24 protein-coding genes and 4 tRNA genes are annotated in these 21,882 nt (G+C 67.9%); 3 read left to right on the plus strand and 25 right to left on the minus strand.

What is annotated here, in order from left to right:
* Positions 1 to 4: 4 nt before the first annotated feature.
* The 15 genes from ACWEPG_RS09685 to ACWEPG_RS09755 all read right to left on the minus strand — a co-directional run bounded on the left by ACWEPG_RS09685 (position 5) and on the right by ACWEPG_RS09755 (position 8,251).
* The gene (locus ACWEPG_RS09685; protein ID WP_450135927.1) at positions 5 to 799 is read right to left on the minus strand and encodes an MlaE family ABC transporter permease; all 795 of its coding nucleotides are present in this window, start codon (positions 797 to 799) and stop codon (positions 5 to 7) included.
* 7 nt (positions 800 to 806) lie between these two features.
* A complete protein-coding gene (locus ACWEPG_RS09690; protein ID WP_450114431.1) occupies positions 807 to 1,880 on the minus strand; it encodes an ABC transporter ATP-binding protein in 1,074 nt (357 codons plus the stop codon).
* Positions 1,881 to 2,163: 283 nt separating this feature from the next.
* Positions 2,164 to 2,550 carry a 50S ribosomal protein L7/L12 gene (gene rplL / locus ACWEPG_RS09695; protein WP_450114430.1) on the minus strand — a complete coding sequence of 129 codons (387 nt, stop codon included), beginning with the start codon at positions 2,548 to 2,550 and terminating at the stop codon, positions 2,164 to 2,166.
* Between the two features lie 123 nt (positions 2,551 to 2,673).
* Entirely contained in the window at positions 2,674 to 3,210 is a 537-nt protein-coding gene (gene rplJ / locus ACWEPG_RS09700) for a 50S ribosomal protein L10 (RefSeq protein ID WP_450114429.1), read from the minus strand.
* 427 nt (positions 3,211 to 3,637) lie between these two features.
* The gene (rplA, locus tag ACWEPG_RS09705; RefSeq protein WP_450114428.1) at positions 3,638 to 4,354 is read right to left on the minus strand and encodes a 50S ribosomal protein L1; all 717 of its coding nucleotides are present in this window, start codon (positions 4,352 to 4,354) and stop codon (positions 3,638 to 3,640) included.
* A gap of 126 nt (positions 4,355 to 4,480) precedes the next feature.
* Positions 4,481 to 4,915, minus strand: coding sequence for a 50S ribosomal protein L11 (gene rplK / locus ACWEPG_RS09710; RefSeq protein WP_450114427.1), 435 nt, complete (start codon positions 4,913 to 4,915; stop codon positions 4,481 to 4,483).
* An 80-nt stretch (positions 4,916 to 4,995) separates the two neighbouring features.
* Positions 4,996 to 5,799, minus strand: coding sequence for a transcription termination/antitermination protein NusG (gene nusG / locus ACWEPG_RS09715; RefSeq protein WP_450114426.1), 804 nt, complete (start codon positions 5,797 to 5,799; stop codon positions 4,996 to 4,998).
* Between the two features lie 41 nt (positions 5,800 to 5,840).
* Positions 5,841 to 6,269 (minus strand): preprotein translocase subunit SecE, encoded by a 429-nt coding sequence (secE, locus tag ACWEPG_RS09720; RefSeq protein WP_450114425.1) that lies wholly within the window; start codon positions 6,267 to 6,269, stop codon positions 5,841 to 5,843.
* 31 nt (positions 6,270 to 6,300) lie between these two features.
* Positions 6,301 to 6,373: transfer RNA gene (locus ACWEPG_RS09725), tRNA-Trp, on the minus strand.
* Positions 6,374 to 6,572: 199 nt separating this feature from the next.
* Positions 6,573 to 7,001 carry a (3R)-hydroxyacyl-ACP dehydratase subunit HadB gene (gene hadB, locus ACWEPG_RS09730; RefSeq protein ID WP_450135924.1) on the minus strand — a complete coding sequence of 143 codons (429 nt, stop codon included), beginning with the start codon at positions 6,999 to 7,001 and terminating at the stop codon, positions 6,573 to 6,575.
* Complete coding sequence (gene hadA, locus ACWEPG_RS09735) at positions 7,001 to 7,456, minus strand: (3R)-hydroxyacyl-ACP dehydratase subunit HadA (RefSeq protein WP_450114423.1); 456 nt, start codon at positions 7,454 to 7,456, stop codon at positions 7,001 to 7,003. The genes hadB and hadA overlap by 1 nt, the downstream gene beginning before the upstream one ends.
* Before the next feature lie 140 nt (positions 7,457 to 7,596).
* Positions 7,597 to 7,764: a 50S ribosomal protein L33 gene (gene rpmG / locus ACWEPG_RS09740; RefSeq protein WP_031937658.1), complete on the minus strand. Its 168-nt coding sequence runs from the start codon at positions 7,762 to 7,764 to the stop codon at positions 7,597 to 7,599.
* A gap of 65 nt (positions 7,765 to 7,829) precedes the next feature.
* Positions 7,830 to 7,902 (minus strand) — tRNA-Met (locus ACWEPG_RS09745).
* Positions 7,903 to 7,949: 47 nt separating this feature from the next.
* Positions 7,950 to 8,022: transfer RNA gene (locus ACWEPG_RS09750), tRNA-Thr, on the minus strand.
* 146 nt (positions 8,023 to 8,168) lie between these two features.
* Positions 8,169 to 8,251, minus strand: a tRNA-Tyr gene (locus ACWEPG_RS09755).
* Between the two features lie 166 nt (positions 8,252 to 8,417).
* Here ACWEPG_RS09755 and ACWEPG_RS09760 point away from each other — a divergent pair.
* Entirely contained in the window at positions 8,418 to 8,909 is a 492-nt protein-coding gene (locus ACWEPG_RS09760; protein WP_450114422.1) for a YajQ family cyclic di-GMP-binding protein, read from the plus strand.
* Between the two features lie 87 nt (positions 8,910 to 8,996).
* Here the strand turns inward: ACWEPG_RS09760 and ACWEPG_RS09765 are convergent, their stop codons facing one another.
* On the minus strand, positions 8,997 to 10,472 hold the full coding sequence (locus tag ACWEPG_RS09765) for an MDR family MFS transporter (protein WP_450114421.1): 1,476 nt from the start codon (positions 10,470 to 10,472) through the stop codon (positions 8,997 to 8,999).
* 90 nt (positions 10,473 to 10,562) lie between these two features.
* Between ACWEPG_RS09765 and ACWEPG_RS09770 the strand changes: the two genes are divergently transcribed.
* Positions 10,563 to 11,192 (plus strand): TetR family transcriptional regulator, encoded by a 630-nt coding sequence (locus ACWEPG_RS09770; RefSeq protein WP_450114420.1) that lies wholly within the window; start codon positions 10,563 to 10,565, stop codon positions 11,190 to 11,192.
* A 29-nt stretch (positions 11,193 to 11,221) separates the two neighbouring features.
* Here ACWEPG_RS09770 and htpX read toward each other — a convergent pair whose 3' ends face one another.
* Together htpX and ACWEPG_RS09780 are read right to left on the minus strand one after the other, a co-directional pair.
* A complete protein-coding gene (htpX, locus tag ACWEPG_RS09775) occupies positions 11,222 to 12,094 on the minus strand; it encodes a zinc metalloprotease HtpX (RefSeq protein ID WP_450114419.1) in 873 nt (290 codons plus the stop codon).
* A gap of 104 nt (positions 12,095 to 12,198) precedes the next feature.
* Positions 12,199 to 13,230, minus strand: coding sequence for a polyprenyl synthetase family protein (locus ACWEPG_RS09780; protein WP_452594323.1), 1,032 nt, complete (start codon positions 13,228 to 13,230; stop codon positions 12,199 to 12,201).
* Positions 13,231 to 13,425: 195 nt separating this feature from the next.
* Here ACWEPG_RS09780 and ACWEPG_RS09785 point away from each other — a divergent pair, with 195 nt between their 5' ends.
* Entirely contained in the window at positions 13,426 to 14,664 is a 1,239-nt protein-coding gene (locus ACWEPG_RS09785; protein ID WP_450114502.1) for a geranylgeranyl reductase family protein, read from the plus strand.
* Here ACWEPG_RS09785 and ACWEPG_RS09790 read toward each other — a convergent pair.
* From ACWEPG_RS09790 to ACWEPG_RS09820, 7 genes are all read right to left on the minus strand, one after another.
* The gene (locus tag ACWEPG_RS09790) at positions 14,657 to 15,043 is read right to left on the minus strand and encodes a Zn-ribbon domain-containing OB-fold protein (protein WP_452594324.1); all 387 of its coding nucleotides are present in this window, start codon (positions 15,041 to 15,043) and stop codon (positions 14,657 to 14,659) included. The two genes, ACWEPG_RS09785 and ACWEPG_RS09790, sit on opposite strands and share 8 nt — an antisense overlap.
* Complete coding sequence (locus tag ACWEPG_RS09795; RefSeq protein WP_450114416.1) at positions 15,040 to 15,900, minus strand: alpha/beta fold hydrolase; 861 nt, start codon at positions 15,898 to 15,900, stop codon at positions 15,040 to 15,042. The genes ACWEPG_RS09790 and ACWEPG_RS09795 overlap by 4 nt, the downstream gene beginning before the upstream one ends.
* Positions 15,901 to 16,060: 160 nt before the next feature.
* Positions 16,061 to 18,409 carry an ATP-binding protein gene (locus tag ACWEPG_RS09800; protein WP_450114415.1) on the minus strand — a complete coding sequence of 783 codons (2,349 nt, stop codon included), beginning with the start codon at positions 18,407 to 18,409 and terminating at the stop codon, positions 16,061 to 16,063.
* Between the two features lie 52 nt (positions 18,410 to 18,461).
* On the minus strand, positions 18,462 to 19,160 hold the full coding sequence (locus ACWEPG_RS09805; RefSeq protein ID WP_450135920.1) for a demethylmenaquinone methyltransferase: 699 nt from the start codon (positions 19,158 to 19,160) through the stop codon (positions 18,462 to 18,464).
* A 26-nt stretch (positions 19,161 to 19,186) separates the two neighbouring features.
* Positions 19,187 to 19,597, minus strand: a complete 411-nt coding sequence (locus tag ACWEPG_RS09810; protein WP_452594325.1) for a DUF3592 domain-containing protein — start codon at positions 19,595 to 19,597, stop codon at positions 19,187 to 19,189.
* Positions 19,594 to 21,297 (minus strand): 2-succinyl-5-enolpyruvyl-6-hydroxy-3-cyclohexene-1-carboxylate synthase, encoded by a 1,704-nt coding sequence (menD, locus tag ACWEPG_RS09815; RefSeq protein ID WP_452594326.1) that lies wholly within the window; start codon positions 21,295 to 21,297, stop codon positions 19,594 to 19,596. Before menD ends, ACWEPG_RS09810 begins: the two co-directional genes overlap by 4 nt.
* A 95-nt stretch (positions 21,298 to 21,392) precedes the next feature.
* Positions 21,393 to 21,839, minus strand: coding sequence for a DUF6918 family protein (locus ACWEPG_RS09820; protein WP_450114411.1), 447 nt, complete (start codon positions 21,837 to 21,839; stop codon positions 21,393 to 21,395).
* Between the last annotated feature and the right edge of the window lie 43 nt (positions 21,840 to 21,882).

Genomic DNA, 21,882 nt, shown 5'->3' on the forward strand with positions numbered 1-21,882 from the left:
CTACTCAAGCCCCCTTGGCCGGCACGACCTGCAGATACACCATGGTCAGGATCAGGTTGGCGAAGAACAGCAGAAGGAACGTGATGACGACCGTCTGGTTCACCGCCTCGCCGACGCCCTTCGGGCCCGGGTTCGGGTGCAGGCCCTTGTACGCGGCGACGACACCGGCGATGACACCGAAGATTGCCGCCTTCGCCTCCGCGATGTAGAGGTCCGGCAACTGCGCGAGTGCCGAGAACGACGCCAGGTAGGCGCCCGGGGTACCCCCCTGGAGGATCACGTTGAAGAAGTAACCGCCCGCGATCCCGACAACCGAGACGAGTCCGTTGAGCAGCACCGCGACGAGCACCATCGCGAGGACACGGGGCACGACGAGACGCTGGATCGGATTGATGCCCAGCACCTCCATCGCGTCGATCTCCTCACGAATCGTGCGGGAACCCAGGTCCGCGGTGACCGCCGAACCGGCCGCGCCTGCGATCAGCAGAGCGGTGACGATCGGGCTGCCCTGCTGAATCACGGCCAGCACGCTGGCCGCACCGGTGAACGCCTCTGCACCGAGCTGTTTGATCAGCGACCCCGTCTGCAACGACACCACCGCACCGAACGGAATCGCGACGAGCGCGGTCGGCAGGATGGTGACGCTCGCGATGAACCATGCCTGTTCGATGAACTCGCGGAACTGGAACGGCTTGCGGAACAGGTTGCGGACGACGTCGACGAACAGCTGGACGATCAGGCCGGCCTGGGTCAACGCTGCCGATATCGGACTCAGCAGCGTGCTCTTCGAACCCCCCACGCGCGCTCTACCCGTTGGTCCAGGACGAGGACTCCGTGATGTCTCCCGTCGCTCCGCTCGTCGCGGCCGACTCGCTGTACACGGGGATCACCTGGGTGGCGGCGTCGCCGTCGCCCAGGCTCTCGAGGATGCTGCGCTGCGCTTCCGGGGGCAGGGTGTGCAGGATCGACCGGACGCGGTCCTGCCTGCGGTGAACGGCCTGACGGACCGGCATGCCGGGCGTCGCCTGCATCTGAGGGATCACACCGGAAACTTCCTGGGAGCCGTCGTGGTGACCGGCCTCCTTCATCGCCAGCTCCGCAGCCATCTGCGACTCGTCCTTCTCCTCGGACATGCCGATCGGGCCGATCTTGCTGCCGTTGAGGAACTGCTTGACGACCGGCTCCTCGCTGGTCAGCAGCACCTCGCGCGGTCCGAACATGACGAGCTGCTTGCGGAACAGCATGCCGAGATTGTCCGGCACGGTGCGAGCGAGGTTGATGTTGTGCGTCACGATCAGGATCGTCGCGTCGATCTGCGCGTTGATGTCGATCAGCAGCTGGCTGAGATAGGTGGTGCGCACCGGGTCGAGGCCGGAGTCGGGCTCGTCGACGAGGATGATCTCGGGATCGAGCACCAGAGCGCGGGCCAGACCGGCGCGCTTGCGCATACCGCCGGAGATCTCGCCGGGCAGCTTGTTCTCCGCGCCGAGCAGACCGTTGAGCTCGAGCTTCTCCATCACGATCTTGCGGATGTCGGACTCGGACTTCTTGGTGTGCTCACGCAGCGGGAACGCGACGTTGTCGTAGAGGTTCATCGACCCGAACAGCGCGCCGTCCTGGAACAGCACACCGAACATCTGCCGGACCTCGTACAGCTCCTTCGACGAGCACTGGAGGATGTCGGTGCCGTCGATCACGATCGATCCCTGCTCGGGTCGCAGCAGGCCGATCAGCGACTTGAGGAACACCGACTTGCCGGTGCCGGACGGCCCGAGCAGCGCGCTGACCTCACCGGCAGGCAACGTCAGGGAGACGTCCTGCCAAATCTTCTGGGAGCCGAACGACTTCGTAAGTCCCTCGACCTTTACCTCTACTCCCACCACTTACCTCCACGCTGTTCGATAGGTCGCCCCCACTGTGGGTTGGGTCACTCTATCGCATCGATGTGGTACCCGTGACCGCCAATCCTACTCACGAGTAAGTACGGTGCGCAATACCGAGGTTTCGACTGCTCCACACCATCTCCGACCTGCGACAACAGGGAAAAACCGAGCTGGACCGGCGTCCAGTGACGCCGCTCTCGGGCACGAAAAAGGGCCGCTCCCCGATGGGGAACGGCCCTTCTTCTCGAACGTGACGCCGAAGCGTGACGCGCGAAGCGTCTTACTTGACGGAAACCGTCGCGCCGGCAGCGACCAGCTTCTCCTTGGCGGCCTCGGCAGCGTCCTTGGCAACCTTCTCCAGGATCGCCTTCGGCGCACCCTCGACGAGGTCCTTGGCCTCCTTCAGGCCCAGGCCGGAGACGACCTCACGGACGACCTTGATGACCTGGATCTTCTTGTCGCCGGCACCCTCGAGGATGACGTCGAACTCGTCCTGCTCGGACTCGGCCTCAGCGGCGGCGGCCGGGGCACCGGCAGCGGCAACGGCGACCGGAGCAGCGGCGGTGACCTCGAAGGTCTCCTCGAAGGCCTTCACGAACTCCGAGAGCTCGAGGAGGGTGAGCTCCTTGAACTGGTCCAGCAACTCTTCGGTGGTGAGCTTCGCCATGATGGCGTCCTTCCTGTAAGTCCCATGTCGCTGATCCGCGACGAGGTGGGATGGGTGGTGGTACGTGATACGCAAGACCCGGAACCGCGAGCAGGGCGCCCGCGACCCGACGTCTCGTGCGGATCAGCTCTCGGCTGCGGAACCTTCCGCGGCCTTCTTCTCCTGCAGCGCAGCGGCCAGACGGGCCACCTGCGACGCGGGGGCATTGAACAGGCCTGCGGCCTTTGCCAAGTTGCCCTTCATCGCGCCGGCCATCTTGGCCAGCAAGACCTCGCGGGACTCGAGGTCCGCAATCTTGTTGACCTCGTCCACGGACAGCGCAGCGCCGTCCATGTAGCCGCCCTTGATGATGAGCGCCTTGTTGTCCTTCGCGAAGTTCTTCAGCGCCTTCGCGGCGTCGACCGGCTCGCCCTTGATGAATGCAATGGCGGTCGGTCCGACGAACAGGTCGTCAAGGCCCTCGACGCCCGCCTCAGCGGCGGCACGCTTGACCAGGGTGTTCTTGGCGACGGAGTAGGTAGCGCCTTCTCCGAGCGCGCGACGCAGCTGCGTCAGACTGGTCACCGACAGACCACGGAACTCCGTGACCACGGCGGCAGTCGAACCCTTGAACTGCTCAGCGATCTCCGCAACCGCGGTGACCTTCTCGGGCTTTGCCATACTTCGCCTCCTCTCGTGACATCGTGTTGGTGTGTCCTGCCGGACGGTGTGAAACATCCGGCGGAAGGAGCCGCAACACGACAAACGCCCCGGTGCAGGGCACACGGGGCGTACACGAGGAGCGATCGACCCGGCTCACGCCGGACGGACTCTCCCCTGCCTCGTCCTCCTGCGTGGGCCGCCGGACCTGCTCCGGACCTTCAACCGATCTCGCCGCAACAGCTTTGACACTGCCGACAGCGCACACCGGTGACCAACGGTCTTGGGTAGAACTTCTTGGGGTGAACTCGAAATAGGTTCGAACTCTCGAGCCACACTACCGGACACCCCTGACGAACTCCAAAACGGGCCCCGACCTGCGCGCATCCGGACACGAAAGAGGCCGGCCCGGAGCGAACTCCGGACCGGCCTCTCGTCGAGCGTGTGACTACGCCTCGGCATCCTCGAGGAGGTTGCGGGTGCGGTTCGGGTCCACCGGGATGCCCGGTCCGGTGGTGGTCGAAACCGTGACCTTCTTGACGTAGCGGCCCTTGGCCGACGACGGCTTCGCACGCAGGATCTCGTCCAGAGCGGCGCCGTAGTTCTCCACCAGCTTGGCATCGTCGAACGACGCCTTGCCGATCACGAAGTGCAGGTTGGCCTGCTTGTCGACGCGGAAGTTGATCTTGCCGCCCTTGATGTCCGCAACGGCCTTCGCCACATCGGTGGTGACGGTGCCCGTCTTCGGGTTCGGCATCAGGCCACGCGGTCCGAGGACGCGGGCGATGCGGCCGACCTTGGCCATCTGGTCCGGGGTGGCGATCGCGGCGTCGAAGTCCAGCCAGCCGCCCTGGATGCGCTCGATCAGGTCCTCGGCACCGACTGCGTCCGCACCGGCGGCCTCGGCCTCGGCGGCCTTCTCGCCGGCGGCGAACACGATCACACGGGCGGTCTTACCGGTGCCGTGCGGGAGGTTGACGGTGCCACGGACCATCTGATCCGCCTTGCGGGGATCGACGCCGAGGCGGACGGCGACCTCGACGGTCGCGTCCATCTTCGAGGAGGAGGTCTCCTTCGCGAGCTTCGCAGCCTGCAGCGGGCTGTAGAGCTTGCTCGGGTCGATCTTCTCAGCGGCGGCGAGGTATGCCTTGCTGCGCTTTGCCATGTGTTCTGTCCTTACTTCTCACCGGCGGGTTTCACACCCGGGTGAATGGTTCAGTTGTGGTTGCGGGCCTGGCCGGCCCTCCCACGCGTTCGGTACTGCTCAGCTCGAAAGCTGACGAGGCCTCGCTCAGCCCTCGACGAGGATGCCCATGGAACGGGCGGTGCCGGCGATGATCTTCGCGGCGGCGTCGATGTCGTTGGCGTTGAGGTCTTCCTGCTTGGTCTTCGCGATCTCGCGCACCTGATCCATGGTCACGGTCGCGACCTTGGTCTTGTGCGGCTCGCCGGAGCCCTTCTGCACACCAGCGGCCTTGAGCAGCAGCTTGGCGGCGGGCGGGGTCTTCAGCTTGAAGTCGAAGGTCCGGTCCTCGTAGACCGAGATCTCCACGGGGATCACGTTGCCGCGCTGCGACTCGGTGGCCGCGTTGTAGGCCTTGCAGAACTCCATGATGTTCACGCCGTGCTGACCGAGCGCGGGACCCACCGGCGGGGCAGGATTCGCCTGACCGGCCTGGATCTGAAGCTTGATCAGCCCTGCGAGCTTCTTCTTCTTGGGGGGCATCTTCGTTCCTAATTCTTGCGGTTGTGTTTCTTGCTGCAGTGCAAGTGTGGGGGCCGCGCGGACCTGCGAACCGTGCGGGCCTAGATCTTCGAGACCTGGTTGAACGACAGCTCGACCGGGGTCTCACGACCGAAGATCGAGACCAGGACCTTGAGCTTCTGCTGTTCGGCGTTGACCTCGCTGATGCTCGCAGGCAACGTCGCGAACGGGCCGTCCATGACGGTGACCGACTCGCCGACCTCGAAGTCGACCTCGACCAGCGGCTTCGCAACCGCCTCGGAGACGGCCTCGCCTGCGGCGGCGGCAGCGGCGGCGGGCTTCTTGGCGCCCTGCTGCGGCATGAGGAACTTGACGACCTCGTTGATCGTCAGCGGCGACGGGCGGGAGGTCGCACCGACGAACCCGGTGACGCCGGGGGTGTTGCGCACCGCGCCCCACGACTCGTCGTTGAGCTCCATGCGCACCAGGATGTAGCCCGGCAGCACCTTTCGGTTGACCTGCTTGCGCTGGCCGTTCTTGATCTCGGTGACCTCTTCGGTCGGGACCTCGACCTGGAAGATGTAGTCGCCGACATCGAGGTTCTGCACGCGGGTCTCGAGGTTGGCCTTCACCTTGTTCTCGTACCCGGCGTAGGAGTGGATGACGTACCAGTCACCGGGGGCGCGGCGGAGCGCGGCCTTCATCTCGGCAACCGGATCGACGGCCTCCTCGGCGGCGGCTTCCTCGGCGGGAGCCTCGCCCTCGCCGGACTCGCCGTCGACGGCGGACTCGTCGGTCACGGCCTCGTCGGCGATCACGCCGTCAGCGGACTCCGCAGCGACCGCGTCATCGGCAACAGGCTCTCCGGCCAGGGCCTCATTTGCGTCGTTATCGGGGGTGCTCACTGGCGCGCTCGCTTCCTCTCATTGCATGTCGGTGTCCGGGATCAGCCGAACAACCAGGTGACGCCCTTGATGAACGCCAAGTCCAATCCACTGATGTACGCCACCATGAACGCCACGAAGGCAAGCACGACCGTGGTGTAGGTGACCATCTGCTTGCGGTTCGGCCAGATCACCTTGCGGAGTTCGGCGATCACCTCACGCAGGAACCGACGCAGGCGCTTGAAGAGATTCTCCTTGCGCGGCTTGTCCGCCTTCGACTTCGCGGCACTCTTGGCGGGCTCGCCTGCGGCGGACTTGGCCGGCGAACCGGCGGCGACGGTGGTAGTCGCGGAAACGTCCGTGGCCGCGCTGGAACGGCGGCCCGGACGCTTGCCAGTCGGTCGAGAGGACGATGCGGCGGCATTCGCGGCGGCATCGTCGGTGCCCGAGGACCCCGCCGAGTTCTCGGCCTTTCCGCGATCCTCGCTCACCGTCGTTCCTCTCAGTTGCTGACATCCGGGGCAGGGGCGACAGGACTTGAACCTGCAACCTGCGGTTTTGGAGACCGCTGCTCTGCCAGTTGAGCTACGCCCCTTTGGTCGATCCGTGCTGCTCACAAACAGTGCACTCTCTCGAGTGCGCTCTCACGAGCCGATCAACCAACTCTGTGACCACACAACACGCGCGCCACCCCAGTCGGCACAACAAGTACCGAAGGGCAGCGCGCAGCGCTGAACAATCCCAGAAATCTCAGTGTACTGCACGGTGGTCTAACAAACCCAATCGGCTGGAAATCAGCCGAGTCGGACGGTTGCGGTGGCCCGACCGAAGATCTTCTTGCCGTCCACCTTGGCCACGATGGCGATCACCGCTGTGCGGTTCTCGTCGTCGACCGAGCGTACCTTACCGGTCAGCTCGATCTCGGCACCCCTGCCATCGTTGGGCACGTAGACAGGGCTGGTGAAACGGACGTTGTACTCCAGCACCGCGCCCGGGTCCCCGAGCCAGGACGTGATGTACCCGGCTCCGATACCCATCGTCAGCATGCCGTGTGCGACCGCCATTGGCAAACCCACTGATTGAGCGACCGCATCGTCCCAGTGGATCGGGTTCGGATCGCCGGCGACGCCCGCGTACTGAACCAGGTCGGACCGGGTCAGCGGAACGGTCTTCTCGGGCAGCTCCTGCCCGGCGACGACGTCCCCGAAACTTCGCAACGCCATCACTCGCCCTCCTCGACGTGCCGGCCCATCAGCGTGGTGTAGGTCGTGAGCACCAGCTCGCCGTCCTGATCGGTGATCTCGTTGCGGGTGACGATGATGTCGCTGCCGCCCATCACCCTCAGGGAGTCGACGTACACGTCGCAGTAGAGCCTGTCGCCGACCTTCATCGGCCTGCTGAAGACGAGCCGCTGATCGGTGTGCAGGATGTTGCTCAGGTCCAGCTCGAGGCCGAGGGTGTCGAAGAACTCCTCCTGCGCCATGAACCCGAACACCGAGATGAACGTCAGGGGCGTGACGAGGCCGTCGTAGCCGAGCTCACGCGCGGCGTTCTCGTCGCGAAAGGCCGGGTCGTCGTTCTTGACCGCCCGCGCGTACTCGCGCACCTTCTCGCGGCCGACCTCGTAGTAGTCGCTGAACCTGTGATGCAGGCCAACGAGATCAGCATTCAGTTTCACCGAAGCAGGACCCTTATCTGCACTGGACGCGGCTGCACTGGAACACAGCGATGGGCCGACCACGGGTTCACCCCGTCCCGGCCCCTGCGTCATAACCAAAAAAATCGCGTGCCCCGCATCTGCGGAGCACGCGATTGATGTTACTTGGATTCCCGATGCGCCTGATGCGTTCCGCAGTTCGGGCAGAACTTCTTCAGCTCGAGCCGATCAGGATCGTTGCGCCGGTTCTTCTTCGTGATGTAGTTCCGGTGCTTGCATACCTCGCATGCCAAGGTGATCTTGGGGCGAACGTCAGTGGAGGAGGCCACGGTATGCCTTCTTTCGAGTGAATCTGATCGGGATCAATCAGGGTGTGTTGCCATGTCGTCTTGTGTAGCGATGGCCGGACTTGAACCGGCGACACAACGATTATGAGTCGTTTGCTCTACCAACTGAGCTACACCGCCTCGGTGCATCGATGCCAGTCTAAGTCGAGTAGGCACCCAATCCAGCGAGCCCCCTAACGGAATCGAACCGTTGACCTTTTCCTTACCATGGAAACGCTCTGCCGACTGAGCTAAGGGGGCATGCTCCGCTGCGCGTTGCCGCGCTTTGAAGCCTTCCGAAGGTTACACAGTCTGTGTCCGGAGTTCCAAACCGCCTGGTCAGGACCCTTTTTCAAACTGTCTAACCACCAGGTCCCAGCGAGCTCGCACTCGCCGGGACCCAGGTGTGGCAGGTGTAGGATTCGAACCTACGTAGGCGTAAGCCGACGGATTTACAGTCCGCTCCCATTGGCCGCTCGGGCAACCTGCCTGGTGTCATCCAGGATTCCGCGTTCGACCCTCTCGGGCTTCCCGGTTCTCCCTGGCGCGATGAGAAGAATACAACTACCGGGGCGGGTTAATGCAAACCGTGTGGTTATCGTGGGTTCTCGAGCCCCCGGAGACCGGGTGGCGACCGACGAAGTAGGGAGAAAGACGTGGCGGATTCGTCCTTCGATGTGGTGAGCAAGGTCGACCGGCAGGAAGTGGACAACGCACTGCACCAGGCCGAGAAGGAGCTGAACACTCGCTTCGACTTCCGCAACACCGGCGCGACCATCGAATGGTCGGGCGAGGAGACCATCACCCTGACCGCGGACACCGAGGAGCGTCTGAAGGCGGCTCTGGAGGTCTTCAAGGAGAAGCTGATCCGCCGGGACATCTCACTCAAGGCGTTCGACGCGGGCGAGCCGGCCCAGTCCGGCAAGGTCTACAAGCTCAGCGGCTCGCTGGTGCAGGGCATCTCCTCCGAGAACGCGAAGAAGATCTCGAAGAAGATCCGCGAGGAGGGACCGAAGGGCGTCAAGGCGCAGATTCAGGGCGAAGAACTCCGGGTGAGCAGCAAGAAGCGCGACGACCTGCAGGCGATCATCGCACTGCTCAAGGGCGAGGACTTCGGCATCGCGCTGCAGTTCGTCAACTACCGCTAGGCACGCCCCGGTACCGATCCGACGAGAACGGCGCCGGTCACCCCGCGTGGGGCGACCGGCGCCGTTCTCGTCGGCGGGCACCCAGGATCAGCTCACGATCTCCTCGCTCCGGACGTCACGCACGAAGAGCGAGGCCACGACTGCCAGCAGCGAGATCACCGCCCCGCACAGGAACGCGGCGTGGATTCCGGACATCGCGGCGTCCAGCGCATCGGCACCCGCGGTCAACTCCGACGTGGTGCGGGTGGTCATCATCGTGATGAACAGCGCGGTACCCGCCGCTCCCGCGACCTGCTGCATCGTGCTCACGATCGCGCTGCCGTGCGAGTAGAGCCGCTGCGGGAGCGAGCCCAGCGACGAGGTCAGCAGCGGGGTGAACACGAAGGCGAGCCCCGCGTTGAGCAGCACGTGGATCCCGATGATCATGCCGGTGGCACTGCCTGCGTCGAGCAGCGTCATCAGCCACAGCGCGGCACTGACCGCCATGGTGCCCGGGAGCACCAGACGCCGGGCCCCGACTCGGTCGTAGAGCCGGCCGACCACCGGCGAGAGCACACCCATGACCAGCCCGCCGGGCAGCATCATCAGGCCTGTGGCGAGGGTGTCCCGACCGAGGACGTTCTGCAGGTACAGCGGCAGCACGATCAGCGAGCCGAACAACGCCATCATGCTCACCACCAGCACCGCGACCGCGATCGAGAACGGGGTGCTGGCGAAAGTGCGCAGGTCGAGCAGTGCGCGGTCGGTGCGCTGCAGCGAGAACTGCCGGGCCACGAACGCGGCCAGCGCGACGACACCGATGACGATCGGGATCCACGGCGCGACCGGAGTGTGCCCGGCGGCCGACTCCCCGATGCTGCTCAGGCCGTAGATCAGGCCACCGAACGCCACCGCCGACAGCAGCAGCGACAGCAGGTCGAACGGGGCCCGTCGGGTCTCGGTGACGTTCTTGATCAGCACCGCGCCGATCACCAGCGCCAGGATCGCGATCGGCAGCACGATCCCGAACATCCACCGCCAGCTCAGCGCCCGCAGGATCAGGCCCGACACGGTCGGGCCGATCGCCGGGGCCACGGCGATCACGATGGAGATTGTGCCCATCGTCCGGCCGCGGGACTGCGGCGGAACCAGGTTCAGGACGGTGGTGGTCAGCAGCGGCATCATCATCGCGGTGCCGCCCGCCTGCACCACCCGGCCCGCGAGCAGCAGTTCGAATCCGGGGGCCACCGCGGCGAGCAGGGTGCCGAGGCTGAACAGCGACATCGCGGTGATGAAGATCGCTCGCGTCGAGAACCGTTGCAGCAGATAGCCGGTCGCCGGGATCACCACGGCCATCGTGAGCAGGAACGCGGTGGTGAGCCACTGCGCGGTGCCTGCGGTGATCGACAGGTCCTCCATCAGCCGAGGCAGTGCGACACCCATGATCGTCTCGTTGAGGATCACCACGAACGCGGCCACCACCAGCAGCCCGATCACGAGCCGATCGGAGGAGGACAGGCCGACCGGCGCCTCGTGCGATTTCGATGGTGGGTGGGTATCGACGGCGTCGACCTGAACATTCATAACTGTCAGTTTCACGCAATATGGCAGAGACTGTCAATTAGCCGTCGTCTGTAGTCTTGTCAGCTCCAGCCAGGAGAAAGCGAGCGGTCGATGCCACCCACACTCCGTGAACGACGGCGCCGCGAGACCCGCCACGAGATCAGCGACGCCGCCCTCGAACTGTTCGAGGAACGCGGATATGCCGGCACCACCGTCGACGACATCGCCGCCCGCGCCGGCGTGTCACAGCGCACGTTCTTCCGGTACTTCCCCACCAAGGAGGACACGGTCCTCACCGGGGTCGAAGACCTGAGCACGGCGTTGGCCGCCGCCCTGACCGACGGCATGCCCGAGGACCTGGTGCTCGAGCACGTCGAAGCCGCTCACCTGAGACTTCTCGACGACCTCATCAGCGGGGACCCCGACGCCGTCCTACGGATCCTGCGCGTTCGGCGGCTGGTGATGAACGACCCCGACCTGCGCGGGGCCGCGGCGTTGATGGACTTCGAGAACGTCCGGAAACTGACCGAGCAGATCGCGGCCACCCTCTCCCCCGACGCGGATCCGGTGCTGCCGCGGCTGATCGTCGAGACGAGCTCCGCCACGCTGCGCGTCGCATTCGACATCTGGGTCGAGCACGCCGAGGCCGGGGAGGTGGCCGACCTCGCGGTGATCTACCGCGACTGCCGGGCGAAACTGCACGGGATCCTGGGCGCCCCACCGAGCGAACGGGAGCGCTGAGCGCTCCCCTTCGGTCCGCGCTGATGGCGCTACTCCGGCAGCCTTCTGCCGGCAAGATCCTCGAGGCGCTCGATCCGGTCGGCCATCGGCGGGTGGGTGGAGAACATCCGGCTCATCTTGTCGCCGGCACGGAACGGGTTGGCGATCATCATATGCGACTGCGCGGCGATCTTCGGCTCGGGCGGCAGCGGCGCCGCCTGGGTACCGCGCTCGAGCTTGCGCAGCGCCGACGCCAGTGCCAGCGGATCCCCGGTCAGCTCGGCGCCGGACTGGTCCGCCTGGTACTCCCGGGACCGCGAGACCGCCAGCTTGACCACGGTGGCGGCGATCGGCCCGAGCAGCGACACCAGCAGCAGTGCCAGTGGGTTCGGGCGGTCGTCGCCGCGGCCACCGAACATGCCGGCGAACATCGCCATGTTCGCCAGTCCGGAGATCACCGCCGCCATCGCCCCCGCCACCGAGGAGATCAGGATGTCCCGGTTGTAGACGTGTGAGAGCTCGTGCCCGAGCACCGCACGCAGTTCGCGTTCGTCGAGGATCTGCAGGATCCCGCTGGTGCAGCAGACGGCGGCGTTGCGAGGGTTGCGGCCGGTCGCGAACGCGTTCGGGGCCGCGGTCGGGCTGATGTACAGCCGCGGCATCGGCTGGTGTGCGGCGGTCGCCAGTTCGCGAACGATCTTGTAGATGATCGGCGCCTCGACCTCGGTGATCGGCTGCGCGTGCATCGCGCGCAGCGCCAGCTTGTCGCTGTTGAAGTAGGCCCACGCGTTGGTGGCGACGGCCAGCACGATCGAGAAGATCAGGATGGTCCGGTTGTTGAACAGCGAGCCGATGAAGACGATCAGCGCGGACATGACCACGAGCAGGCCGAAGGTCTTCATCCCGTTCGAATACCGATGCACTGCCGCCTCTTCCCCGAGTCGATCACGACCGGCCGGCCGAACCGACCCGTCACCAAGTCAACGAGGGACCCCGAAGCTGGGTTCCCTCATCGGGGAACGTTACTTCAGCCGACCCGGGCAATCGTGTATTCGACCAGGCGTTTCAGCGCGTCGTTTGCCGACCCTTGGGGAAGCTCTGCGAGCTGGGCGCGGGCCAGGTCCACGTACTCCCCGAGCTTCGCCTTCGCCGCGACCATGCCGGGCGACCGTTCGAGCAGCACCAGCGCCTCGGCGACCTCGTCGTCGTCGGTGACCGGTCCGTCCAGCAGCACCCGCAGTCGATCCGCGTCGGGTCCCTCTTCCCGCAGTGCGTAGAGCACCGGCAGGGTGTGGACACCCTCGCGCAGGTCGGTGCCCGGCGTTTTGCCGGACTGCGCCGACTCCGAGGAGATGTCGATGATGTCGTCGACGATCTGGAATGCGGTGCCGACGGCGTCACCGAGCCGTTCGAGCCGCTCGACGTCCTCGGCCGACGCTCCGGAGAAGGTTCCGCCGAACCGGCCGCAGGCGGCGATCAGGGAACCGGTCTTCTCCCACACCACCTTGAGGTAGTGCTCGATCGGATCCTGGCTCTGCTTCGCGCCGATGGTCTCCCGCATCTGCCCGGTGACGAGTGCGGCGAACGTCTCGGCGATGATCCGCACCGCGTCCGGCCCGAGCGTCGACACCAGCCGGGACGCGTGCGCGAACAAGTAGTCGCCGGCGAGGATCGCGATGCTGTTGTCCCAACGGGAGTTCGCGCTCGGGGCGCCGCGGCGCATCGACGCCTCGTCCATCACATCGTCGTGGTACAGCGTCGCCAGGTGCACCAGCTCGACCACAGTGGCCGCGGTGACCACGGACGGGTCGGCGCCCCGCGGCCCCAACTGCGCGGTCAGAAGGGTGAACAGCGGACGGAACCGCTTGCCTCCGGCCTTGGCGAGGTGCAGTGCGGCCTCGGTGAGGAAGTCCTCCCCGTCGGACAGTTCGCTGACCAGCAGCGTCTCCACATCGGTCAGACCCGTCCGCACCGCCTCGGCCAGTGCCTGGTCGCCCAGATCCACACCGGCGACGACGGTGCTCGTCGCTTCGCTCGTGCTCACGATCTCAGTACCCATCCTGTTCTGACGAGGCGCCCGCAAACCGGACCCCACGGTCACCAGCCGACAACCGCCGGGTGCCACGGTAGTGAATCCATCGTCCACGTTCGGTACCCGGGCTGTCACGAGTCGCAACGACCGGCCTGACAAGATACTGCCGTGGTGCCTCCGCCTGCCGAAACCGATCAGCCCGAGCATGCCCGTCCCGAACCGGTGAGTGCCCCCGAACGGACCGAGGTACTGGTCGTCGGCGCAGGCCCGGCGGGGTCGGCCGCCGCGGCCTGGGCAGCGCGGTCGGGGCGCGAGGTCGTGCTTGCCGATGCCGCGACGTTCCCCCGCGACAAGACCTGCGGCGACGGACTGACGCCACGCGCGATCGCGGAACTCGAGCATCTCGGACTCGGTGACTGGCTCTCGGAGCACCCGGTCAACCGCGGGCTGCGGCTCACCGGCTTCGGACACGAACTGCAGCTCCCGTGGCCGGACGGGTCGTTCCCGTCGACGGGTAGCGCGGTGCCACGGACCGAACTCGACGACCGGATCCGCCGGGTCGCCGTCGACTCGGGCGCGACGATGCTGCAGGGCGCGAAGGCGGTGGGCGTCGAGCGCGCTCCCGACGGCACCGCCGTCACTGCGGTGACCTTCACGACCCCGGACGGCCCGCGCACCGTTCGGTGCCGGTACCTGGTGGTCGCCGACGGGGTGCGATCTCCCCTGGGCAAGCTGCTGGGCCGCGAGTGGCACCGCGACACCGCCTACGGGGTCGCAGCCCGCGCGTATGTCGACTCCGGTCGCGCCGACGACGAGTGGATCACCTCGCATCTGGAGCTGCGTGACACGGCCGGGACCGTTCAGTCGGGATACGGCTGGGTCTTCCCACTCGGCGGGGGACGCGTGAACATCGGTGTCGGGACGCTGGCGACCGCCGCCCGCCCCGCGCCGGGCGCACTGCGGCCGCTGATCGAGTTGTACGCGAGCCGGCGCCGCGACGAGTGGCAACTGGACGGCCCGATCCGGTCGGTCGCGTCGGCGCTGCTGCCGATGGGCGGGGCGGTGTCGGGGGTCGCGGGCCCGAACTGGGCATTGATCGGTGATGCCGCCGCCTGCGTGAACCCGCTCAACGGCGAGGGCATCGACTATGGCCTCGAGACGGGCCGGATGGTGGCGGACGTGCTCGGCGCCGGCGACCTCACCGATCTGTGGCCGGCGGTGTTGCGGCGACGCTACGGCCGGTCCTTCTCGATCGCCCGCAGGCTGGCCGGACTGCTGACGGTGCCCCGGGTGCTGCCCGCGGGTGGCCCGGTGGCGATGCGGTCGCGGACGCTGATGACCGTCGCGGTCCGGGTGATGGGCAACCTCGTCACCGACGCGGACGCGGACCTCACCGCCCGCGCGTGGCGCGTCGCCGGCGCGTCGTCGCTGCGGCTGGACGGGCGGCCGCCGTTCAGCTGAGCGCGGACCGGCTGAGGACGAAGGCCGGGAACCGGCCGACGACGGGCTCGCTGCCGAAAACCACCCGGGCATGCCCCGGATCCGAGTTGGGCTGACCGCCCTCGATCGCCGCGTAGATCCACGGCCCCTCGTCGAGTTCGACGATCGCGATGGTCAGCGGCTCGAGTCCCCGAGCACCCACCCCCGACGAGGCCGCGGACGGGTCGAGCCGCGTCCAGGACACCACGGTTCCGCGACCCGTCGACGGCACCCATTCCAGATCCCCGTCGCAGGCCTTGCACACCCAGGTCTCGGGCGCGAACAGGGTCGCGCAGTGGCCACAGGACCTGAGCATGAACGCCTCGGTCTCGAAGGGCCGGGTCACCGCGTCCACGCTCATGCCGGCACCTGCTCCCGCGACGGAGCCAGGACCCGGCCCACGGCGTCCCCGAATCGGGTGGGGTCGCCGATCGGCCAGCAGTGGTTGCCGGACACCATCACGACCTTCGGGTCACCGAGAGCCGCCCGCATCGACTCGAAGCTCGCCTCCGGGATCACGGCGTCCGCGGTCCCCCAGAGCAGCGTGACCGGAAGGCCCCGCTCGGCGAGCCGGGCGAGTTCGGGTCGCAGGTCGGCGGTGCGGGCGAGGTGCCCGGTCCGCCAGATCGCCCCCGGGCCGCGCAGCACGTTCGGCACCGCCGCACCGGCGATCGCCCCGACGACCTGGCCCACCGAGCGGGAACCGAGTGCGTCGGCCTGCAACCGCAGCGCCCAGTCCCAGAGCGGCCGTTCGTGGATGGGCCGGGCGGGCGACCACTGCGCCCCGCCGACGGAGTTGACGAGCACCAGTTCCCCGATGTGATCGGGTAGATCGTGCGCGGCGCGGGCGGCGACGCCGCCGCCGAACGAGTGCCCGATCGCCGTGACGGGGCCGCGGATACCGATGGCGTCGACGAACCGGCCGACCCAGCGCGCGTACCCGTCGAGGTCGCGCTCACCGGCGGGCAGTTCCGGGGTGCCACCGAAGCCGGGCAGCGCGGGGGCGTACACCCGTACCCCGCGGTGGGCGAGTTCGCGCAGGGCGGGCCGGTAGGCGGCGGGTCCGAGTCCCCATCCGTGCAGGAAGACGACCGGCCGGCCGTGGCCGCCGACCGCGTAGTCCACCGTGGTCCCGTCGACGGGGACGCGGCGCCAGCGGACGTCCTGCGTGGGCCGCTGGAAGGCGGCCGAGGGAGATCTGAGTGTGGACTCGCGCATTTCGGGGTACCTCGACTTCGCGGCACTGTCGCAGAACGACTCGGGTAGTTGAGACGTTCATCACAGTGCCGTGATTGCGCGGATCGCACGACGGTGGAATGACGGGGATGGGTACCTGTTTTTCCGTATTCGGGTACCTGAAATCAGGCGAAACCCCAGGTCACTGCTCGGCGCCGGCGTTGCTCGCCGACGCGGCCCGATGAGCCTGCTGCTCCACGTACCAGGCAGCGATCTGTGTGCGCGAGTTGAACCCGAGCTTCGCGAGCACGTGCTCGACGTGGCCCTGCGCGGTGCGCTGCGAGATCACCAGCTTCGAGGCGATCGCCTTGTTCGTCAGTCCCTGTGCGACGAGCTCGGCGACCTGCTTCTCGCGCCGGGTCAGGGTGACGGATTCCGGTTCCGGTGTCGCGGTGGCCTGCTGCACACCGAGCACGTACCCCAGTACCTCGTCGCACGTCATGTTTCGACCCTGCCGCCACGCCGACTCGAACACCGATTCGGCGAGTGCGTCACGGGCGCGCTTCTCCGCCTCCTCGTGGTAGACCAGCACGTTCGGCAGCAGCACGGTGGGACTGCCCACGGCCTGCGAGCGGGCCTGCGCGGCACCCATGAGGACCGCCGACCGCCGATACCGTCCGCCGGCGGCGGCGATCCACGAGAGCACCTCGATGCACGAGCTGCATCCGAGTGGGTCGTCGACGACCCGTCCCAGGCGCAGGCCCTGTTCGAGCAGGTCGCTCGCGCTGTCGGGGTCGTCGATCCACCGGCTCAGCGCGAGCGCCAGCAGCGAGTACTCGCGGATCGCGGACTCGCCGTGTTCGGTGGTGATGTCGAGCACTTCCTCGTGGGCCGCGATCGCCCGGTCCTCGTCTCCGGTGACCGCGGTGGCGACCGCCACACCGACCAGCGACGTGGTCAGCCTCAGCAGGTCCCCCGAGGCCCGGAACCGGACGATGACCGACTCGAACGGGGCGATGGATTCGGTCAACCGGCCCGCGAACAGCGCCTCCGACGCGACCGCCAGGTTGGTCAGCAGGTCGGCCTCGGGATCTCCCAGCTCGGCGGCCAGCCGCTGTGCCCGCGCCACCAGCTCGGCGGCCGGGACCAGGTCGCCCTGCGTGCCGGCGAGCACGCTGTTCACGTACAGCGCCTTGATCCGGTCGAAGCTCGGGGTGTCGGGATCGCGGTCGAGCGCACGATCGAGCCAGTGCCTACCCTCACCGGACATACCGCGGCACAGCCAATACGGATAGAGGGCGGTGCAGATCCGCAGCGCGCCGTCCACCTCTCCCGGCTCGGTGACGCCGAAGGTGATCGCCTCGCGGAGGTTGGGCTGTTCGCGCTCGAGGCGGCGGATCCAGTCGACCTGCCGCGGGCCGATCCAGTCGGACTCGGCGGCGGCCGTCATCGACTCGTACCAGTCGCGGTGTCTGCGCTGCATCGCGGTGAACTCGCCGGCCTCGCGCAGTTTCTCCCGGCCGTACTCGCGCAGCGTCTCGAGCATCCGGTACCGGACACCTGCCCCGACCTCGTCTCGGATCAGGATCGACTTGTCCACCAGCGACGCGACCCCGTCGAGCGGGACGAGATCGGCCCCGTCTTCCCCGCACACGCCCTCGGCGGCGTCGAGCTCGAAGCTGCCCGCGAACACCGACAGCCGCCGCCACATCACCTGTTCGGTCTCGGTGCACAGCTCGTGGCTCCAGTCGATGCTCATTCGGAGCGACTGCTGACGGGTCGGGGCGCCACGGCTGCCCTTCGTGAGCAGCTGGTAACGGTCGGTGAGCCGGTGCAGGATCTGCTCGGCGGACATCGCGCGCAGCCGGACCGCGGCGAGCTCGATCGCCAGCGGCAGTCCGTCGAGCTGCTGGCAGATCTGGGCGACCGCGACCCGGTTCTCGTCGGTCAGCGCGAAACCCGGGACCGCGGCGGCGGCGCGTTCCACGAACAGGGAGACCGCCTCGTACTGCGGCAGTCCCTCCAACTGGGTGGATCGCTGCGGATCCGGCACCGTCAGCGACGGCACCCGGAGCACCGCCTCGCCCCCGATCGCGAGGGGTTCCCGGCTGGTCGCCAGGATCCGCAGGTCGGGACACGTCCGCAGCAGGGCCTCGGCGAGCGCGGCGATCGAGTCGATCAGGTGCTCGCAGTTGTCGAGGACCAGCAGCAGGTTGCGGGACACGAGGTGGTCGGAGAGCAGCGCCAGCGGCGGGTACAGGGGCTGCTCCCGCAGCCCGAGTCCGCTGGCGACGGTGTCCGCGACCAGGTCGGGGTCGTGCAGTTCGCCGAGTTCGACGAGCCACACGCCGTCGGGGAACGCGCGGCGGGAGTCCTCGGCGACCCGCAGCGCGAGGCGGGTCTTCCCGACGCCGCCGATGCCGGTGAGCGTGACCAGGCGAGATGTCGAGAGCAGCCGCTTGGCGTCGGTGAGTTCGCGCCGCCGACCGACGAAACTCGTCAGCTCCTGGGGCAGGTTGCCCTGTGCACCGCGACCGCCGAACTGGTTCATAACCGCGTCACTCCCGTCCTAGTCTCGGGGCGCCCCGACAACGCTCCGAGAGTTACCGGCGGGCTCGGTGCAGTGCCACGATCCCACCGGTCAGGTTGCGCCACTGTACGTCCCGCCAGCCCGCCGCCTCAATCGTTCGCGCCAACTCGTCCTGCCGCGGCCACGCCCGGATCGATTCGGCCAGGTAGACGTAGGCGTCCGGGTTGGAACTGACGGCCCGCGCCACCTGGGGCAGCGCCCGCATCAGGTAGTTCATGTAGACGGTACGGAACGGACCGAAGGTCGGGGTGGAGAATTCGCTGACCACCAGCCGGCCACCGGGCTTGGTCACGCGGGCGATCTCCCGCAACCCGGCCTCGAAATCGGACACGTTGCGCAGGCCGAACGAGATGGTCGCCGCGTCGAAGACGGCATCCGCGTACGGCAGCGCCATCGCGTCGCCGGCGACCATCGGCACCCGCCGGGACGCCCCGGCGTGGAGCATGCCCTTGGAGAAGTCGGTGGCCACCACCCAGGCGCCGGATCGGCCCAGTTCCACGGTCGACACGCCGGTGCCTGCCGCCAGGTCGAGCACCCGCTCCCCCGGCTTCAGGTCGAGCGCGGCACGGGTCGCCTTCCGCCACTGCCGGTCCTGCCCGAACGACAGGACGGTGTTGGTCAGGTCGTAGCGCTTCGCGACCCCGTCGAACATCGACGCGACCTCGTGCGGTTGCTTCTCGAGCGAGGCCCGCGAGCCTTTCGTTGCTGCCACACCGCCAACCGTACAGGCGCGCCGGGTCACGCCGTCCGCCGCCGGACCAACCACAGGATCGGCGCCGCGACCAGCCACGTCACCACGATCACGGACCCGGCGGGCAGCAACGCGACCCGCACGTCGCGGCCCGACACCCGCACCAGGTCGGGATCCGAGCGCGCGTACTCGACGTCGATGCGCTGGCCGGCGGTCAGGTTGGTCGGGTACAGCACGCCCAGCCGCGGTGTGTGCGTCACGCCGTCCGGGGTGACGAAGCTGACCGCCGAACGCAGGGCGCCCGCGGAGAGCACCTCCGCCGTCGCGACACCCTTGTCCGAGTCGATGGTGTGGTCGTTGCGCCAGGCCGCGAGCACCAGCAGCACCGCGAGCACCGAGATGGCGACGGCGGCCACCAGCACCCCGCGGGTGACGCGTCGCGCGCTCGTGGCGGTCACAGCTGGGCCCGGACGGCTGCGTGCAGGTCACGCAGACCGGACCGGTCGGTGGCGACCTCGAGGACCCGGATGCCGCGGCCGAACGGCTGCGTCAACTCGGTGGCGAGCTGGTCGCAGGTCACGGCGTGATGTTCGATCCGATAGGCGGCGCACAGTGCGGACAGGTCCATGCCGTGCGGGGTGCCGAAGATCCGCTCGAAGACGCCCGCGTACTGCGGGTCACCCTGCTCGAGCAGTTCGAAGATCCCGCCGCCGTCGTCGTTGGCGACGACGATGGTCAGGTCCGTCGGCCGCGGTTCCCCGGTGCCGATCAGCAGCCCGGACGCATCGTGCAGGAAGGTCAGGTCGCCCATCAGTGCGATTGTCCGGCCACCGCCGGCGGCGTCGGCGGCCAGTGCCGCACCGACCGCGGTCGAGACGGTGCCGTCGATGCCGGCGACGCCGCGGTTCGACAACACCTTGACGCCGGGTCGCGGGTAGCAGACGAGGGCGGCGTCCCGGACCGGGTTGGACGCGCCGAGGAGCAACTGGTCGCCGGCGCTGCCGGAGGCGGCCGATCCTCCGCTGAGGGCGTCGGTGACGACCGCGGCGACGTGCAGTCCGGTGGCCCGCGGGTGCGCGGACAGTTGTTGACGAACGGCCTTGTCCGCGTGTTCGGTCAGGTGCCGGCAACGATCCAGCCACGACTGCGCGGGCGCCCCGCTCACGATGGCCCGGGTGCCGGTGGCCAGGACGTTGCCGGAGACGTCGGGCCAGCGCGGCCCGGTGGTCAGCGCGAACACCGACACCCGCGGGTCGGCGAGCAGCTTCGACACCGGGCGGTGCAGGGTGGGCCTGCCTGTGATGATCGCCTGTCGCGGGTTCAGTTGCGAGAGCGCAAGGGGGTGCACCGGCAGCCCGTGCATGGGTGCGGTCGGCTCGGCGACCGTCGGCAGCCCGGCGAGTTCGGGGCGGTGCGCCGAGCCGTGGCCGGAGATCACCACCGTGTCCGGTGTGAGGTCGATCTCGAGCGGCACGTCGAGGGTGGCGTGCGCCGTCGTGGTCCAGGCGGCACCGTCGGGCCTGCCCTCCGGGACCGGCCCCTGCGGATGTACGTCGGGCACCAGCGGCTCGCGAAGCGGGATGTCGAAGTGCACGGGTCCGGCGTTGCCGGAGCGGGTGCCGCGGGCGGCGGCGAGTACCCGGCACACCGCGCTGCGCCACTGGCTGTTCTGGTCGGCCCCCGAACGGAGCCCGCGGAACGACCCATCGCCTCCCGCGCGGAGCCCCTCGCCGGTGGCCTCGGCGAGACCGAGACTGATCGTGGCCCGCACCTGGGAGCCGAAAAGCCCGAGTTGTTCGACGGTCTGGTTGGCGCCGGTGCCGAGCATTTCGTACGGCCGGTTCGCGGAGAGCACGACGAGCGGCACCCTGGCGTAATTGGCCTCCAGCACGGCAGGCCCGAGATTGGCGACAGCGGTGCCCGAGGTCATCACGATCGGCACCGGAAGACCGGAGCCGACCGAGAGTCCGAGAGCGAGGAAGCCGGCGGTGCGCTCGTCGATCCGCAGGTGCAGTCGGATCCGTCCGGCGGCGTCGGCGGCCTGCAGCGCGAAGGCAAGGGGCGCGTTGCGCGAACCCGGGCACAGCACGACGTCACGAACCCCACCGCGGATCAGTTCGTCGACGACTGCGGTGGCCTGGGCGGTGGACGGATTCACGGTTCCAGGGTGTCAGACGCCGCAAACGCGCTGCGCGCCTGTGCGCGCTTTTGGTGACTCCGGCCACCAAAAACGCGCACAGGCAGCGAAGCTGCCTAGCCGGCGTGCTTCTGGACGAGCGCGCCGAGCCGGGGCAGGGCCTCGACGACGTTCTTCTTCGCGGACGGACGCAGGGTCGAGTAGACCTTCTTGACCGCGCCCTTGCTGGTGCCCTCGATCTTCTCGTCGGTCACCCCGAGCAGGGCGTCCGCGACCTCGTCGCCGCGGGCGGTGAGGAAGTCACCGAAGCCCGCTCCACCGGCGGAACCGTAGTCCTGCCAGAACGGCTCGAGGCGGGAGACGAAGCTCGGCAGCAGACCCTCGACCGCGTCCGGAACGATCGACGGGCCGACCTTCTTGACGGCGCCGTAGCCGGTCTTGAGGGCCAGACCCGAGGCGCCGGACTTGTCCGAAACCTCGGCGTCGATGAGCTCCTGCACGTCCGCGACGACTGCGGGCAGCCGCGCCGGGTCGAGCAGGGTTTCGTTCAGTGCTGCAACCACTTTCAATGCCTCCGATAGTGCGTGAATGTAGAGCGCCGACCCT

It is taken from the genome of Rhodococcus sp. NPDC004095, from assembly GCF_053604015.1.